The organism is Thiorhodococcus minor (genome assembly GCF_010820565.1).
GTDB classification, from domain to species: domain Bacteria; phylum Pseudomonadota; class Gammaproteobacteria; order Chromatiales; family Chromatiaceae; genus Thiorhodococcus; species Thiorhodococcus minor.
Genome location: NZ_JAAIJQ010000013.1, coordinates 1 through 15,589, shown reverse-complemented (window position 1 = coordinate 15,589; position 15,589 = coordinate 1). Strand labels below are relative to the sequence as shown.

The 15,589-nt window shown below is 62.6% G+C and carries 16 protein-coding genes; 12 read left to right on the top strand and 4 right to left on the bottom strand.

The genetic code is table 11. From position 1 onward, the window contains the following. Positions 1-240: 240 nt before the first annotated feature. From ppc to G3446_RS06065, 3 genes are read left to right on the top strand one after another with little or no spacing between them, the layout of a single operon-like run. Positions 241-3,033, top strand: coding sequence for a phosphoenolpyruvate carboxylase (gene ppc, locus G3446_RS06075; RefSeq protein WP_164451720.1), 2,793 nt, complete (start codon positions 241-243; stop codon positions 3,031-3,033). A 9-nt stretch (positions 3,034-3,042) separates the two neighbouring features. Further along, positions 3,043-3,924 (top strand): ABC transporter ATP-binding protein, encoded by an 882-nt coding sequence (locus G3446_RS06070; RefSeq protein WP_164451718.1) that lies wholly within the window; start codon positions 3,043-3,045, stop codon positions 3,922-3,924. 3 nt (positions 3,925-3,927) lie between these two features. Next, complete coding sequence (locus tag G3446_RS06065; RefSeq protein WP_164451716.1) at positions 3,928-4,953, top strand: ABC transporter permease; 1,026 nt, start codon at positions 3,928-3,930, stop codon at positions 4,951-4,953. Between the two features lie 223 nt (positions 4,954-5,176). On the opposite strand, the gene G3446_RS06060 is transcribed toward G3446_RS06065, so the two are convergent. Further along, positions 5,177-5,566: a septal ring lytic transglycosylase RlpA family protein gene (locus tag G3446_RS06060; RefSeq protein ID WP_164451713.1), complete on the bottom strand. Its 390-nt coding sequence runs from the start codon at positions 5,564-5,566 to the stop codon at positions 5,177-5,179. Between the two features lie 211 nt (positions 5,567-5,777). Further along, a complete protein-coding gene (locus G3446_RS06055) occupies positions 5,778-8,414 on the bottom strand; it encodes a glycosyltransferase (RefSeq protein ID WP_164451711.1) in 2,637 nt (878 codons plus the stop codon). 537 nt (positions 8,415-8,951) lie between these two features. Between G3446_RS06055 and G3446_RS06050 the strand changes: the two genes are divergently transcribed. Continuing rightward, complete coding sequence (locus G3446_RS06050; RefSeq protein ID WP_164451709.1) at positions 8,952-9,674, top strand: hypothetical protein; 723 nt, start codon at positions 8,952-8,954, stop codon at positions 9,672-9,674. 228 nt (positions 9,675-9,902) lie between these two features. Here G3446_RS06050 and G3446_RS06045 read toward each other — a convergent pair whose 3' ends face one another. Continuing rightward, positions 9,903-10,607: a response regulator gene (locus tag G3446_RS06045; RefSeq protein ID WP_164451707.1), complete on the bottom strand. Its 705-nt coding sequence runs from the start codon at positions 10,605-10,607 to the stop codon at positions 9,903-9,905. Next, positions 10,604-12,118 carry an ATP-binding protein gene (locus tag G3446_RS06040; RefSeq protein ID WP_164451705.1) on the bottom strand — a complete coding sequence of 505 codons (1,515 nt, stop codon included), beginning with the start codon at positions 12,116-12,118 and terminating at the stop codon, positions 10,604-10,606. The genes G3446_RS06045 and G3446_RS06040 overlap by 4 nt, the downstream gene beginning before the upstream one ends. 293 nt (positions 12,119-12,411) lie before the next feature. Here G3446_RS06040 and G3446_RS06035 point away from each other — a divergent pair, with 293 nt between their 5' ends. The 8 genes from G3446_RS06035 to G3446_RS27955 form a co-directional block, all read left to right on the top strand. After that, entirely contained in the window at positions 12,412-12,903 is a 492-nt protein-coding gene (locus G3446_RS06035; protein WP_245232341.1) for a hypothetical protein, read from the top strand. Positions 12,904-13,244: 341 nt separating this feature from the next. Further along, positions 13,245-13,388, top strand: coding sequence for a light-harvesting antenna LH1, beta subunit (gene pufB / locus G3446_RS06030; protein ID WP_007042216.1), 144 nt, complete (start codon positions 13,245-13,247; stop codon positions 13,386-13,388). Between the two features lie 16 nt (positions 13,389-13,404). Further along, a complete protein-coding gene (pufA, locus tag G3446_RS06025; protein ID WP_164451703.1) occupies positions 13,405-13,608 on the top strand; it encodes a light-harvesting antenna LH1, alpha subunit in 204 nt (67 codons plus the stop codon). A 93-nt stretch (positions 13,609-13,701) separates the two neighbouring features. Then, positions 13,702-13,842: a light-harvesting antenna LH1, beta subunit gene (gene pufB, locus G3446_RS06020; RefSeq protein WP_012971756.1), complete on the top strand. Its 141-nt coding sequence runs from the start codon at positions 13,702-13,704 to the stop codon at positions 13,840-13,842. Positions 13,843-13,877: 35 nt separating this feature from the next. Then, positions 13,878-14,039 carry a light-harvesting antenna LH1, alpha subunit gene (gene pufA / locus G3446_RS06015; protein WP_164451701.1) on the top strand — a complete coding sequence of 54 codons (162 nt, stop codon included), beginning with the start codon at positions 13,878-13,880 and terminating at the stop codon, positions 14,037-14,039. A gap of 950 nt (positions 14,040-14,989) precedes the next feature. Next, entirely contained in the window at positions 14,990-15,133 is a 144-nt protein-coding gene (pufB, locus tag G3446_RS06010; protein WP_007042216.1) for a light-harvesting antenna LH1, beta subunit, read from the top strand. 16 nt (positions 15,134-15,149) lie between these two features. Beyond that, the gene (gene pufA / locus G3446_RS06005) at positions 15,150-15,380 is read left to right on the top strand and encodes a light-harvesting antenna LH1, alpha subunit (protein WP_164451699.1); all 231 of its coding nucleotides are present in this window, start codon (positions 15,150-15,152) and stop codon (positions 15,378-15,380) included. A 93-nt stretch (positions 15,381-15,473) separates the two neighbouring features. Next, on the top strand, positions 15,474-15,589 hold a 116-nt coding region (locus tag G3446_RS27955), incomplete at its 3' end, for a light-harvesting protein (RefSeq protein WP_164451697.1).

Here is a 15,589-nt window from a genome sequence, read left to right as displayed (position 1 = left end):
TCGCTCAGGCGCCTGGACGATGGGCAAGCTGCGCTTTGCCCATCCTACGGGGAATCTGTTTCCCGGAAATCACCTTATGCTGTCTGATCTCGGCGAGTGGGCGAAGGGCGCTTGCGGCGGCCCACTTGGGTCGGGACGGAAGATCTCTTATCGGCGACATGGTTTTTGTTCGTCACGCTCGCGCGGGGTAGTATCCGCAGCATCGCCCTGTTTCGGCTGCCGGTATCGAGTACTGCCCCAATGAACGATTTGACCCAAGAGCAGACGCTGGAACGTGATGTCCAGCTCTTCACCGCCCTCCTTGGCGAGGTCTTGCGCGAGCATAGCCGCAAGCGCGTCCTCGTCATCGTGGAGCGGCTGCGCGACGGCTTCATGCAGCTGCGCGAGCAGGAAGACGCGGAGCTGCGCGACAAGCTCATGAAACGGATCGAGGGCTTGGATCCCCAGACCCTGTCCGAGGTGATCCGCGCCTTCACCATTTACTTCGGCCTCGTCAACGTCGCCGAGGAGCTCAATGCCCACCTCGCGCGCATGGATCTCATCTCCGCCGGCGAGCGGCTCTGGATGGGCTCCTTCGACGACACGGTCCGCCAGTTCGCGGAGGACGGCGTCAGCGCCGAGAACTTCCAGAGCCTCCTTGAGCATCTGGTCTATCTGCCGGTGTTCACCGCCCATCCCACCGAGTCCAAACGCCGGACCATCTCGGATACCTTCCGGCGCATCTTTCTCATCGGCCAGGACCTGCACAGGCGCAAGCTCAACGAGGAGGAGCTGGAGGACAAGCTGCAGGAGATCCTCACCCATATCCAGATCCTCTGGAAGACGGACGAGGTGCGGGTGCACAAGCCGCAGGTGACGGACGAGGTGCAGCAGGGGCTCTACTTTTTCCGCGAGTCGCTCTTCGAGGCCGTCCCCCTGGTCTACCGCTTTCTGGAGAAGGCGGTGCGCCGCAATTACGGCGCGACCTGCGGCATTCGTGTGCCCAGCTTCATCCGCTTCGGCTCCTGGATCGGTGGCGATCGCGACGGCAACCCCTTCGTCAAGCCGGAGACCACGGAGCTTGCCGTGCGCATGCACGCCGAGCTGGTGCTCGAGCTCTATTTGGAGCGTCTCGCGGGGCTGCGGCGGATGCTAAGTCACTCGAGCGCGCTCTGTCAGCCTTCTCCCGAGTTTCTCGACAGCCTAGACGCCGACGAGGACTACTGGGTCGACACCATGGGGCAGCGCCAGCGGCTCTTTCTCCACGAGCCCTATCGCCGCAAGCTGGCGATGATGAGGCACCGCCTGCAGGCGAATCTGGACCGGGTGCGGGCGCGCATGGAGGGGCGGGACTACGACGGGCTGCCGGAAGGCTATTGCGACGAGCGGGATTTCCTCAACGATCTCTATCTGATCCGCGACTCGCTCGTGCATCACGGCGACGCCAACGCCGCCAGCGGGCCGCTGCAGGATCTGATCCGTCTTGCCGAGACCTTCGGCTTCCATCTCGTCAATCTCGATATCCGCCAGGAATCGACCCGCCATACCGAAGCGGTCACCGAGCTCTTCGCGCGCCAGGCCGGAGCGCCCTACTACCAGGCGTTCACGGAGGAGCAGCGGCTCATGGCGCTTGCGGAGGCCATCGCCCATCCGCATCCCTTCGTCATCGACAAGGCCACCTTGACGGCCGAGACGCGGGAGACGTTGGAGGTCTTCGAAGTCATCGCACGGATGCGCGCCGAGATCGGCCAGAAGGTCGTTGGTCAGTACGTCATCTCCATGACCCACTCTGCCAGTCATGTCATGGAGGTCATGCTGCTGGCGCGCCTGGCGGGGCTGGTCGGCAAGGATGCCGAGGGCTGGTTCTGCAGCATCCAGGTCTCGCCCCTGTTCGAGACCATCGACGACTTGAGCCATATCGATCAGGTCATGCAGACGCTGCTCGACAATCCGACCTACCAGGGGCTGCTGAAGGCGTCCGGCAATCAGCAGGAGGTGATGCTGGGCTACTCGGACTCCTGCAAGGACGGCGGCATCCTGTCGTCGAGCTGGAATCTCTTCGAGGCGCAGAAGAAGGTGATCGCGCTCGCGGACGACCGTGGCCTGGCCTGCCGGCTCTTCCACGGGCGCGGCGGCACCGTGGGGCGTGGCGGCGGCCCCACCCACGAGGCCATCCTGGCGCAGCCCGTCGATACCGTGCACGGGCAGATCAAGTTCACCGAGCAGGGCGAGGTGCTGTCCTACCGCTACTCCAACCCGGAGACCGCGCGCTACGAGCTGACCATGGGGATCAGCGGACTCATCAAGGCGAGCCGCTGTCTGATCGAGTCCCCGCAGGAAGAGCGCAACGACTATCTGGGCATCATGGACGAGCTCGCGCGCTATGGCGAAGAGGCCTATCGCAAGCTGGTGCGCCAGACCGACGGCTTTCTCGACTACTTCTACGAGTGCACGCCGCTCGATGGCATCGCGCTGCTCAACATCGGCTCGCGGCCCTCGCACCGCAAGAAGGCGGACCGTTCGCTCGGCTCGATTCGGGCGATCCCCTGGGTCTTCGGTTGGGGCCAGTCGCGGCATACCCTGCCGGCTTGGCTGGGAATCGGCTATGCCATCGAGCGCTATCGAGGCACCGACGTCGAGCGGTTGGCCAAGCTCCAAAAAATGTATCAGGAGTGGCCCTATTTCCGCGCCCTGCTGTCGAACACCCAGATGTCCCTCTTCAAGGCGGAGATGCGCATCGCCCGCGAGTATCTTCGGCTGTCGGAGAATCAGGAGCAGGCCGCGGCCATCTTCAGCGTCATCGAAGAGGAGTACAGGCGTACCCTGACTCAGGTGCTCAATGTGGCGGGGCTGCGGGTGCTCATGGAAGATACGCCCGACCTCAATCACTCGCTCGCGCGCCGCAACCTCTATCTCGATCCGCTCAACCACATTCAGGTCGCCGTGCTCGCGCGTTATCGCGCCGAGGAGGACGAAGAGAAGCGCGAGGCCTGGCTCGATCCGCTGCTAAGGTCGATCAACGCGATCGCGGCCGGAATGCGCAACACCGGCTAGCCCTGGCGAATGACACCCCTCATCGAAGCCCGAGAGCTTGTGCGCCTCTATCCTGGCGTGCGCGCCGTCGACGGCATTAGCTTCATGGTCGAGAAGGGCCAATGCTACGGCCTGCTGGGGCCGAACGGGGCGGGCAAGACGACGACGCTCGAGATGCTGGAGGGGATTCAGACGCCGACCTCGGGTGCCGTCTACTTCGAGGGGCAGCCCCTGAGCCGCGCTCATGCCGAGCGCATCGGCATCCAGTTCCAGGCCACGGCGCTCCAGGAGTTTCAGACGGTTGGCGAGTCACTGGACATGTTCGCCAGCCTCTATCGCCAGAGCGCGGATCGCAATGAGCTGATCCGCCTCTGCAATCTCGCCGATATCCTGAATCGCGACACGCGCAAGCTCTCGGGCGGTCAGCGCCAGCGTCTGCTGCTGGCCATCGCCCTGGTCAACGAGCCGCAACTGGTGTTCCTCGACGAGCCCACCACAGGTCTTGACCCCCAAGCGCGGCGCAACTTCTGGGGCCTGATAGAGCGGGTGCGGCGGCTCGGGACCACGGTGATCCTGACGACACACTATATGGAAGAGGCCGAGCGGCTCTGCGACCGCATCGCCATCGTCGACCACGGCCGCATCATCGCCGAGGGAAGCCCTGAAGCGCTGGTCCGACAGCATTTTCCGGCGCGCGTGATTCGCCTGCCGGATACCGCCTGGCCGGATCATGCGTCCTTGCCCGAGGGCGCGCTCGTCGGCAATGGCGAGATCGAGCTCTACGCGGAGGACGTGTCCCGGATGCTGGCCGAGCTGGAGCACATAGGTGCCGATCTGACCGAGCTGCGGGTGGCGACGCCCAACCTCGAGGACCTCTTCTTGAAGCTGACCGGCCATGCGCTGAGGACCTGAGTCATGCTGAAGCGCATCCTTGCCGTGCTCGTCGCCCGGAATCGCGAGTTCTATCGTGATCGGGCCGGGCTGAGCTGGAATATCCTCATGCCCATCCTGATGGTGCTGGCGTTCGCCTTCATCTTTCAGGCCGACGATAAGGGGCTTCTGAAGATCGGCGTCGTCGCACCCGATGCCGACATTACGCAGGTGGAGTCGCCCTTCTTGGGGCTGAAGCACCTGAGCTTTGTCCCCTTCGACACCCCAGATCCCGCCATCCTCAAGGTGGAGCGCCACCAGTTGGACCTGCTGCTGGATCTGCGCGCGGCGCCCGCCTATTGGGTGAACCTCAATTCGGCCAACGGTTATCTGGCCGAGCGGCTGCTGCTCGGCGCTTACGGCGATGACGCGGGGGCGCAGCTGCCGCGTCGCGCCACGGTGACCGGAGAGGCGCTGCGCTATGTCGATTGGGTGCTGCCTGGGGTGCTCGCGATGAACGTCATGTTCTCCAGCCTCTGGGGCGTTGGCTGGGTAGTCGTGCGCTATCGCAAGAACGGCGTGCTCCGGCGGCTCAAGGCGACCCCGCTGCGGCCCTGGGAGTTCCTGACCGCGCAGGTCATCTCGCGGCTCCTGGTGGTGCTGGGCGCGAGCCTGGTCGTCTATCTCGGTGCCGAGCTGCTGCTCGATTTCCCGATGCGCGGGTCCTACATCGCCCTGGGGCTCGTCTATGTCGCCGGTGCCCTCTGCACCATCAGCCTAGGGCTCATCGTGGCGGCGCGGCTGCGCACCGAGGAAGTGGCGGACGGTCTGCTAAACCTCATCTCATGGCCCATGTTGCTGCTATCCGGCGTCTGGTTCTCGATGGAGGGGACGAATGCGCTGGCGCAGTCCTTCTCGCGGGTGCTACCCCTCACGCATCTGGTCGAGGCGGCGCGCAAGGTGATGATCGAGGGTGCGGGCGTCTGGGATGTACTGCCGCAAGTTGGGCTTCTGGTCGCGCTGGCCGTCTGTTTTCTGAGCCTGGCGACCTGGCTGTTTCGGTGGGAATAGCGGGCAGCCGATCTGGATAGCGTGCAGAGGGCGGGCCGCGACCTCCCCTCTGCCGGTGGGACACTAGGGCGATTTCTGTCAATTCCCATACCATCTGGCTTGTCTTGACGCCCGCCTTCTGTGTCGCCCCGCCAGTCACATCGCCCAGCGATGCCCCTGTCGGCGCTCCTTTAAGGCGGACCTCAATCCGGCGCCACCTGGTATAAGAATTTCCGGCAATCGCCTAACCTCTGGGTGTGCTCAGCACCTTGACTTCGACACGAGCGATTCCGCGCTTGACGATGCCGAGCTTGCGCGCCGCGGCCCTCGACAGATCGATGATGCGTCCTTTGACGAAGGGGCCGCGGTCATTGACCTTGACGACAATGCTGCGGCCGGTATTGGTGTCCGTCACCTTCACCTTGGAGCCGAGCGGGAGCGTCTTGTGCGCGGCGCTCAGCCGGTTCTTGTTGTAGACTTGCCCGCTGGCCGTCTTATTGCCGTGCAGGCTGTCGTGATAATAGGAAGCGATGCCTTTTTGTGTCTGACCGGGCGCGGTCTTCGCGGCCATTGCGGTGCTGGCGAAGGGTAGGAATGCGGCCAGCAGGGCAGCCGTGACAAGCGTCTTTCTCATGGATCAAACCTCATTCATCCTGGGCGCATCTCCGGTTTGTGCTGATCCGGGGATGCCTCCAATTCTGCAATGAGGGTGAAGTCTAGGGAAAACCCTATGTAGGGTAAACCCTGAAATCGACAGATATCGTGAAAGCGCCTTGGTCGATTATTCGGCTTGCTGGTCGGGTCGCCATCCATGGTGACACCCTTGGCTCGCCTCTGAGGCCGCTCTAAGCCTCGCGCCGAATCGGCCGCTCGACCGGCGCGTCGGCATCGAAGCTCATAGCGGACATGGGGCCGACGAGGTCGGCTGAAAGGTGCCGCCAGGCGCTGATGAGCGAAACCAGCACGGAGGCCAGGTAGGGAATGGACTGAACCACCAGCACCGCGGCCCAGATGCGCACGTCCAGCATGAAGGCGTCGTCGCGCAGCATGACGGCGAAGGCTGCGAGCAGGAAGGCGAAGGCCAGCAGGGCCTCCTCGCGGGCGTCGCCCAGCGCGCGAACGACGGCAGGTGCCTCGGCCATCTTGGGGGTGCGGAAGAAGCCGAGCTTGCCCGTGATCAGGCCGCCGAACATGGCGCGCGCGATGGTGTGCGAGAGCGCGAGCCCCGCCAGGCCGGCGGCAATGCTCTGGCGGAAGGTCGCGGTCACCCGGCGGCGATAGAGGACCAGGCTCTTGGTCATCTTGAAGCCGAAGAGGACTAGCGGGATCAGGGCGATCGACATATAGGGCGGGGTGATCTGCTGCGGATAGAGCACCATGGCGACCGACCACGCCAGGGCCGCGAAATTGAACAGCAGGTTGAAGCCGTCCGCGAACCAGGGCAGCCAGCCGGCGACGAAGTGATAGCGCTGCCCGGCCGAGAGGGCCGACTTGCGCACTCCCAGGAGCTCGCGCCAGTGGCGCAGCAGGATTCGCACCGCGCCATAGGCCCAGCGATAGCGCTGTTTTCTGAAGTCCGCGAAGGTGTCCGGCATCAGGCCACGCCCGTAGGTGCTGGGGATGTAGAGCGCCTTGTGGCCGGCCTCGAAGACCCGCAGTCCCAGCTCGGCGTCCTCGGTGATGCACCACTCGGCCCAGCCGCCTTCCTCCAGCGTCCTGCGGCGGATCATGGTCATGGTGCCATGCTGGATGATGGCGTTGCGCTCGTTGCGGGTGACCATGCCGAGGTGGAAGAAGCCGCGGTACTCGGCCATGCACATGGCCTTAAAGGCGTTTTGATGCGCGTCGCGGTAGTCCTGCGGCGCCTGCACGATGGCGACCTCGGGATCGGCGAACGGCGGCACCAGGTGGCGCAGCCACTCCGGCTTGACAATGTAGTCGGCGTCGATGACGGCGACGACCTCTGCCTGCGGGCTGGTCCGGCGCAGCCCGAAGTTGAGCGCGCCCGCCTTGTAGCCGGCGAGCGGGTCGACGTGGAAGAAGCGGAAACGCTCGCCGAGCCGGTCGCAATAGTCCCGCACAGGCTCCCAGACGGCTGGGTCCTTGGTGTTGTTGTCGATGACCAGGACCTCGAAGTGCGGATAGTCCAGGGCCGCGAGGCCGTCCAGCGTCTCCTTCAGCAGCTCTGGCGGCTCGTTATAGGCCGGGACATGCACCGAGACGAAGGGCAGCTCGGCATCCGGCAGTAAGCGGCGCGGGAAGGGCCGGCGCCACTTGCGCAGCCACACGGATTCCGCCCACTCGTGGGCCTCGGCCATCAGCAGCACGATCACCCCCACGCCGCCGACCAAGAGCAGGAGACCGACGCCGGCGGTCGCTGGCGTCATGTACTGGCGGGTGTAGTCGTAGACGATCCAGACCGCGCCGGTCGAGATGGCGTAAGTAATGAGGGCGAGGAAGCTCTTGCCGCGCTTGGAGAGGGTTGAGCTGTCGCGATAGAGGAAGGCGAGCAGCAGGATGCCGATGACCACGGAGATACCCGCGAGCTCGCGCCAATGCGGGATGCGCACCACCGGCTCGGTGAAATCGAACTTGGGCTCGCGGTCCGAGTTGTAGACGCCCCAGTAGGTGCCTGTGGCCCCCTCGGTCTTGAGCTTCCAGAGCTGATCGAAGGCCTCCATGACATAGTAGACATAGTGCTCCGCCTCGGCCTTGGCGAGGAAGCGGCGCAGGAAGCGGGTCTGGTTCGCGGGCGAGGCCTCGGCGCCGCGATTGCGCCGCCCGTTGCTCGGCCAGCCGACCTCGCCAATGATGATCGGCTTGTTGGGGTAGGCCTCCTTGACCTGGTCGTAGCGACTGACCGCGTAGTCGACGGCCTGATCGAGCGGAACGCCCTCCCAGTAGGGCAGCAGGTGGATGGTGATGAAATCGACATGCTCGACCAGCTTGGGGTACTTGAGCCAGACGTGCCAAGGCTCCGCCGTGCTGACCGGCAGCCAGGTCATCTTGCGCACGCGGTCGAGGGTGTCGATCAGCTCCATCACCTCGACGTCGTCGCGCAAGATCGCCTCGTTACCGACCATGACCCGCACGACGTTGCGGTAGCCCTTCGCCAGCACCTCCCGCAGCCGCTCGAGCTCTTGCTCGTTCTCCTCGGGCTTGTCCCCGATCCAGGCGCCCAGGGTGACGTTCAGCTCATGCTTGGCCGCGAGGCTGGGTACTGACGCCAGGGTGCCCTCGACCGTATAGGTCCGCACCGCATGGACCTTCCCCTCCAGCAAGGCGAGGTCGCCCTCGATCTCCTCGACCGACGGAAAGCGATCCTGGCTCGGATCGTCGTCGGCCTGCATCGGCGAGAAGGAAAAGCCCTGGATCCGCGTCGGCCAAGGCGGCTCATCGTTGGGGCGATTCAGGAGCCACCAGGCCGCCACCGTCAGCAGGGCGATCAGAATGGGGATGAGGATGTTGATCGAGCGGTTCATGGGGCGGCCCGGACGCGCGAAGGCGCGATTGCGATGTCTGGGGCGCAGAGTCTAGCGCGAGAAGGGCAGTCTGGGGTGAGGCTTGTCATGAGCCGACGGCTCATGACTGCGGGTGAAGCGAAGCGGTTAGGTGGGGCGGTGTGGAGAGTCGCGTATCTGAGCCGAGGCTTACGCCGCATGGTGCTTCCTGTGTCACATGCCTGTTATCGGGTTACGGGCCTGTGCAGCTGCGTCGGCGCATCGTGATTGGGGCTCCTAAGTCTTAGAAAATAAAACAGTTTCTGAGTAGTGCTGCTTGAGTATTTGTACCTTTATTGTAAAGCTGATGCGTCTCAAGAAAGTGCAAATGGCGCGACCTGTTCCGGCGTAACTGCGTAAAATTACGTATTTTTTGGCTTTTGCTCTGTTGGAATCGTTATTGCATTGCTTTGCGGCGAGTGTGGCTCGACGGCGATCGCTGCTTCGATTTTTGTCGCTGGGAAGGCGGGTTTGGGGTCGAGCTCGAGGTTCATCATCGCAGAGTATTGGGTGTCAAGAATGAGGCGTTTATCAACTAGGTCTTTTGTCTACCTTGCGCTGGCTGCAGTGCTGGGTGGGTTGACTCTTGGGGCTGCATCGGCGGCTACGGTTACGGCAACGCTGACGACTGTGGAGGGGGTAGCAGTTAAGGCTAACGGCGAGTCGGTTACAGCAGGGCTCTTCACCCTGCAGGATACCGCGGATCCAACCGCTTATGTTGGTGGTAGCTCAAGTACCGATTTCGTCGCGTTTTGTGTCGACTTACACGATGGAATCGGCCTCAATGAGAAGGTTACCTGGGATGTAAGAAGCTTTTCTCAGGAAGTCGAAGGCGCTCTGTCAAGAATGTTCAGTACGTACCTTGGCGGGAGCTTGGCGAATGCATCGAGCCTAGGCAATGGTGATAAGGCCGCGATGCAGCTCGCTGTTTGGGAAATCGTTTACGATACTGGGAACTCTGCCTACGACCTTGGAAGTGGAAGTTTCAATGCTACTGGAACCGATGGCCAGATCTTGAATCAGGCGCAGGATTACCTGACGGGCTGGGCTGCAAGCCCATCATCATCCATCGGCTTGAAGAAACTCGTCAGCGAGGGCACATGTTGTAAGCCCGGCAAGCAAGACCTTCTTGTGCAAGCGGTTCCGTTGCCGGCTGCGGCTTGGCTCTTTGGGTCTGGCCTGCTTGGCGTCGTCACGGTCGGCTGGCGTAAGAAGGGTGGAGCTCGGCTTGAGGCGTCTTAGCGCGTCAACTCTAGGAAGTGGGGGTCAGTTCAGGCGTTTTCCGGCTTCTCAGTAGAGGTCGGTTTGCTATTGAGGGGAGGCGCGTCCGCCTCATTTGGGTTGGGTGATCGATACTCCCACTTGTCCTCTGAGTCTGAAAAATTGGTGATCGTGCGGCATTGGTGTCTCTGTATCGCGAGGCCGCGCGACGCCATCCCGGTTCTTCAGTTCTCCGTTCAATTTTCCCGCTCAGTTTCCCTCCTCGGCTTCGGCCACTTCGTAGCGATAGCCCACGCCGTAAACGGAGTGGATCAGCTCCCGCTCGGGCAGCAGCTCAGCCAGCTTGCGTCGCAGCTTCTTGACGTGGCTGTCGATGGTGCGGTCGGAGACGACGCGGTGATCCTTATAGATACGGTCCATCAGCCGGTCGCGGGAGAAGATGCGGCCGGGTGACTCGTGCAGCGTCTCCAAGAGCGCGAACTCGACTGCGGTGAGCTCGATCTCGCAGTCGCCCGAGCGCACGCGCAGTCGGTCGGGGAGCAGGGTGAGCGGGCCTGGCGTGCGGCTTTGGCCGGTCTGGAGCGTCCGTCGCAGCACGGCCTTGACCCGGGCGACCAGCTCGCGCGGGCTGTAGGGCTTGCAGACATAGTCGTCCGCGCCGAGCTCGAGGCCGAGCAGCCGGTCGATCTCTTCGATGCGCGCCGTGGTCATGATGATGGGCACCTGGCTGTCGGCGCGGACCTCCTTGCAGATGGTCAAGCCATCCTTTCCCGGCAGCATGAGGTCCAGGAGGACGAGGTCGGGCTGCTCGTCGCGCGTCCATGCGACGGCGTTGGTGCCATCGGTGAGGTGGTGGACGTTGAAGTCCGATGCCTGGAGGTAATCGGCGACGAGCTTGGCGAGGCGCTCTTCGTCCTCGACGATCAGGATGAGTGGCTTGGTGCGGTTGGTCATGATATCTGGGGCTTGGTCTTCTTCTTACGATTGCGCGCAAAACAGGCGACGGGCAGCTTGATGCGCAGCCAGAGGCCACCCGTCGGGGACGGATGGGCGCTGATGCTTCCGCCGTGGGCGTCGACGATGTTCTTGGCGATGGCCAGGCCGAGCCCGGCGCCGCCGGTGTGGCGGCTGCGCGAGGCATCGACGCGGTAGAGGCGCTCGAAGAGCTTCGGCAGCGCCTCCGTGGGCACACCAGGTGGCGTGTCCTGGAAGTCGATGAGGATACAGTGCTCCCGGCGGCTGAGGGTGATGGCGAGTCCTCCCTCGGCGTCCGTATACTGCTGGCTGTTGCTCATGAGGTTGCGGAACAGCTGCGAGAGGCGCTGCGCGTCCGCGGTCATGGTGACGGGGCCGATGAGCTCGGTGTCGAGCCTGAGCGCAAGGCCGGCCTCCGCGAACGACCGCCGGAACGCCTCGACGTCAGCGGCGAGCAGGTCGAGGATGTCGGTCTCCTCCATGCGGTAGCCGAGGGCGCCGAGATCCGAGGTCGAGAGCTCGTAGAGGTCGTCGATCAGCCGCCCGAGCCGCAGGGTGTCGCCGTGCAGCCTGTCCAGGGCGTCGCGGTCGAAAGGGCGCATCCCATCCTGCAGGGCCTCGATCTCCGCGCGCAGCAGGGCGATTGGAGTGCGCAGCTCGTGCGAGATGTCGGCCGCCCAGCGTCTGCGGGCGCACTCGTTCCTTTCCAGTGCGGCAGCCAGGGCGTTGATGTCCCGGCCGAGACGTGCGATCTCGTCGCCGCCATAGGTGGGCACGCGGGCCGAGAAGTTGCCGGCGGCCAGTCGTCGCGCCGTGTCTTGGAAGCCGCGGACCGGGCGGACGAGACGAACCGACAAGGGGTAGGCGAGGGCGGCCGAGAGCAGCAGGGTAGCCAGGGCGATCATCCACAGCCGGTCGCCCTGGGTGGCGCGGAAGCGCAGCTCCGCGGACTCAGGGATAGGCGAGCCTGGCAGCAGCGCCAGCTCTCCGATGATCTCGTCCTCCAGCTCCAGCGGGATGCGCCGCGCGTCCGCGATCAGGGCCTCCCTCCCGTAGAGCGCCTTGCCATCCGCGTCCAGCAGCATGAGGCGCAGCTCCAAGGGGGCGGGGCGGTCGCGGTTGCGCAGATGATCCAGTGCCTCGTGCGGCGGCCAGACGCCGGGCGGGGGCTGCGCGTGGCGCATCCACGGCGGGCGGCGATCCAGTCGTCCGGGCTCGGGGCCGATCTCGAAGAAGGGCTCGCGGCGTCCCACGAGGGCGCTCACCCAGAGGCTGGGGCTTTCGATCAAGGGATCCCAAGAGAGCTGACGGCGGTAGATGTCGACCAGGCGGTCGGCGATGCGGTTGATCCTGTCTTGCTCGCGCGCGTCGGCCAGCTCGACGAGGCCGCGCTGGAAGGACCATTGGATGACGGCGTGCGAGCCAGCGAGGACGACAAGGCAGGCGAAAAGGATGGTGAGGAACAGCTTGGAGTGGATCGACAGCCGCATGGTCGGATGATGGTGGCCCAGCTTGCAAGAAAGATGAACCAAGAGGGAGCAGTCGGCCGCCAGCGATTGGCTTGCCGAGCTTTTCGCTCATCGACGCCTCATGCGTCGGCTTCACGCGTGCATGACGCATGAGGCATCCTTGACGGCGGTCAGTCCCCGCGGCTGACAACGGGCGGCTGCCGAAATACAATCCCCTGATTCCAGTAGGCTAACTGTATCCCAGGCGCGCCTGTCCCGGCCGATGTACTGCTGAGTCTCGGGCGCCTTCTGTCTTTGTGTCGTGTCGCGACGGCTTGCGTCCACGCAAGGTCGCGCTCCCCAACCCGAATCACCTGAATGAGGAAATGCTCGTGAAGTTTGCGGCGAAAAGAACCTGGCCTGAGAAGGCGTCGTCTTGGGAGCACGAAGGCGATGCAGACACTGTTGAAGCCTTTGCCGCGGAGTTCGCGGCGATCGAGCAGCTGCCGGTCGATACTGAGATGGTCGTCATGTCCAAGGGCGATGGCGGTCCGAGCACCCAGTTTCTGAAGGTGGTCGGTACCTCTCCCTATGCCTTCGAGCCCGTCGAGCCCGGCAAGCAGGCGCCCGCGCCGGCAGCTTCGTCCTCGGATGAGCCGTCGCAAGAGCAAGAGCAAGAGCAAGAAGAGGATCAGCCCGTTGCTTTGCCCAGTCTCAGCCCTGTCATCTCCATGCTGTGGTACATGGGGAAAGTCGCCGTGATCGCCACTGTCGTCATCGCGACGCTGGCTATTTTGATTTCGTATCTTAAGAGCTGGCTCGCTTAGGGGTGTGCTGGCCTCCTCCGCATGTCCGAGTGTCTGGAGCCTTGCGTGCTCGGCAACGCGGAACGTCCAAGTGAATCGCTTGGATTTCAGGTGGTTTTTTGCGCTCGGTCAATAGGGCTCTCGAAGTCTGCCCCGGGCTGGCTGATTCGGCCGTCCTTGGATGTAAAACTGGCTTGACATCTTGCTGTGTCAAGCTAAGATGACACCCAGGATCGCAGACGGGTCCTAAGGTTTTTAAGTCCCAGGCTTTGGGCATGGCGTACATCTGGCGGCAAGCTGCCGAGTGCTCCACCGCCAGCGTGCAAATGGCGACACAATCTTCCCAGTATGGAGGCCAAGCAATGGCTGATATGAAGAGTCTCTCGGGTCTGACCGAGCAGCAGGCGAAAGAATTCCACGAGCAGTTTAAGGTCACCTACACCGCCTTCGTGGGTCTTGCGGCCCTAGCGCATTTGTTCGTCATCGCGGCGAATCCTTGGTGGTAATCGGAGATCAAGAATCATGGCAATTGAGTTCATGGGCTACAAGCCGCTCGAAAACGACTACAAGTTCTGGCTGGTCGTCAATCCTGCTACTTGGCTGATTCCTACTTTGGCCGCCGTCCTGCTGACAGCCATCTTGGTTCACGTCGTTGCCTTCTCGCTCGACGGCCAGGGTTGGAGCGCTCCGGCTCCTGAGGCTGCCGAGGCTGCGCCGGCTGAGTGATTTCGTCTCGTCGCGGCTTGTCTTGCCGCGGTGGAATAAGTGCCGTCTGTAAAGACAGAGGCAATTTCGTTCATCCCTTTGGGAGGTTTATCGATGGCCGAGCAATCCTTGTCGGGTCTGACCGAGCAGCAAGCAAAAGAATTCCACGAGCAGTTCAAAGTGACCTACACCGCCTTCGTTGGTCTGGCGGCTCTGGCTCACCTGTTCGTCATTGCTGCCAATCCTTGGTGGTAATCTAGTTTTAGCTCTCGACTAAAGAGGTCAATATAATGAGCGACGTCGCAAAGCCGAAAAATCCTGAAGACGACTGGAAGATCTGGCTGGTTGTCAATCCTGCCACTTGGCTGATGCCTATCCTGCTGGCTACGCTGGCGATTGCCATCGCTGTTCACTGGGTCGTTTTCGCTATCGGTCTCGGCTGGCACGCTTGATCGTCTAGCGAGAGTCGCGCCGATCCTGTTCGTCGCGACTGGCCAGGCGCACCTGTCGGTGCGTCTGGCTGCGTTTGATTCCCTTCGTAGCTCTCTCTGTCGCCGCTGACGGCATCCCTTCCCGATTCCCCTTCATGCTCATTTTTGACGATGAGCAGATCGCAAAGCTCGGTCACCCCGGAAAAGGGCGGCCCGGCATCAGTGGCAAGCCCCCAGAGGTTGTCCTGCCGAGGTTCTGACCTCTTGATGCTCGCGTCCAGTGGCCGTGATCTGGCCGGCGGCGAGCACTCGTCGACCGATCCGATCGGCTTCGAGAAGCCGTACGGCGTCACCGCCTTCGATATTCGCCGATAGGGGGTGATCGCTTAGCTCCGCCTCAGTCTACATGTCGTTCGACAAGGTATAGCTAAGTTAGCCCTTGGGACTTCAAGTGCCTAATTGGCTGGAGGTTCCGCGAGGGATAGGAGGCGAGTCGCGCGGTAGCAAATCACAAGATGTTGTGCCAGGAGGAGCTAACCGACTACCCCCTTCGCCGATTTCTCTTGGGTCTTTAGCTGCTCTCGACCTCGGTCGGTGCTGCCCAGGCTCGGATGGACTCAATGCTGGCTGAGCTCGGGTGCCTGTTCTCGGCTTCTGAGGCGATCTCCGGCGGGGGTAACGGGCAGTTCCCTATGCACAAAATGCCCAGCCGTTTCAAGGTTTCGATATGTCGGAAGCGCAGAACACTGCGCTCGCTCAAGGGCGGGGATATCCTCTCGAGATCACTGTCTAAGGGGCTTGACATATGCCCATGTCAAGCTAAGATGACACCCAGGATCTAGACGGGATCCTGGTGTGTTGAAACCGGGTTGAGGACCTCTGAGACCACTTCTTTGGTCGCGAGCCGTATCGCTCGATGTCCTCATTAAGGTTGCGTGAGTGTTGATATCAGTATTTACGGAGGCCTAACAATGGCTGATATGAAGAGTCTCTCGGGTCTGACCGAGCAGCAGGCAAAAGAGTTCCACGAGCAGTTCAAAGTGACCTACACCGCATTCGTCGGTCTGGCAGCTTTGGCGCATCTGTTCGTCATCGCAGCGAATCCTTGGTGGTAATCGGAGATTAAGAATCATGGCAATTGAGTTCATGGGCTACAAGCCACTCGAAAATGACTACAAGTTCTGGCTGGTCGTCAATCCTGCCACTTGGTTGATTCCGACTCTGATCGCAATCGCTGCGCTCGCGATTCTGGTCCACGTCGTTGCCTTCTCGCTCGACGGTCAGGGCTGGAGTGCTCCGGCTCCTGAGGCTGTCGAGGCCGCGCCAGCTGAGGCCGCGCCGGCCGAGGCTGCTGCTAGCTGAATTCGTATCGTCGTGGCAGACGCTGCCGCGGTGGAATAACTGCCATCTGTAGAGACAGAGGCAACTTCATTCATCCCTTTGGGAGGTTTATCGATGGCCGAGCAATCCTTGTCGGGTCTGACCGAGCAGCAAGCAAAAGAATTCCACGAGCAGTTCAAAGTGACCTACACCGCCTTCGTTGGTCTGGCGGCTCTGGCTCACCTGTTCGT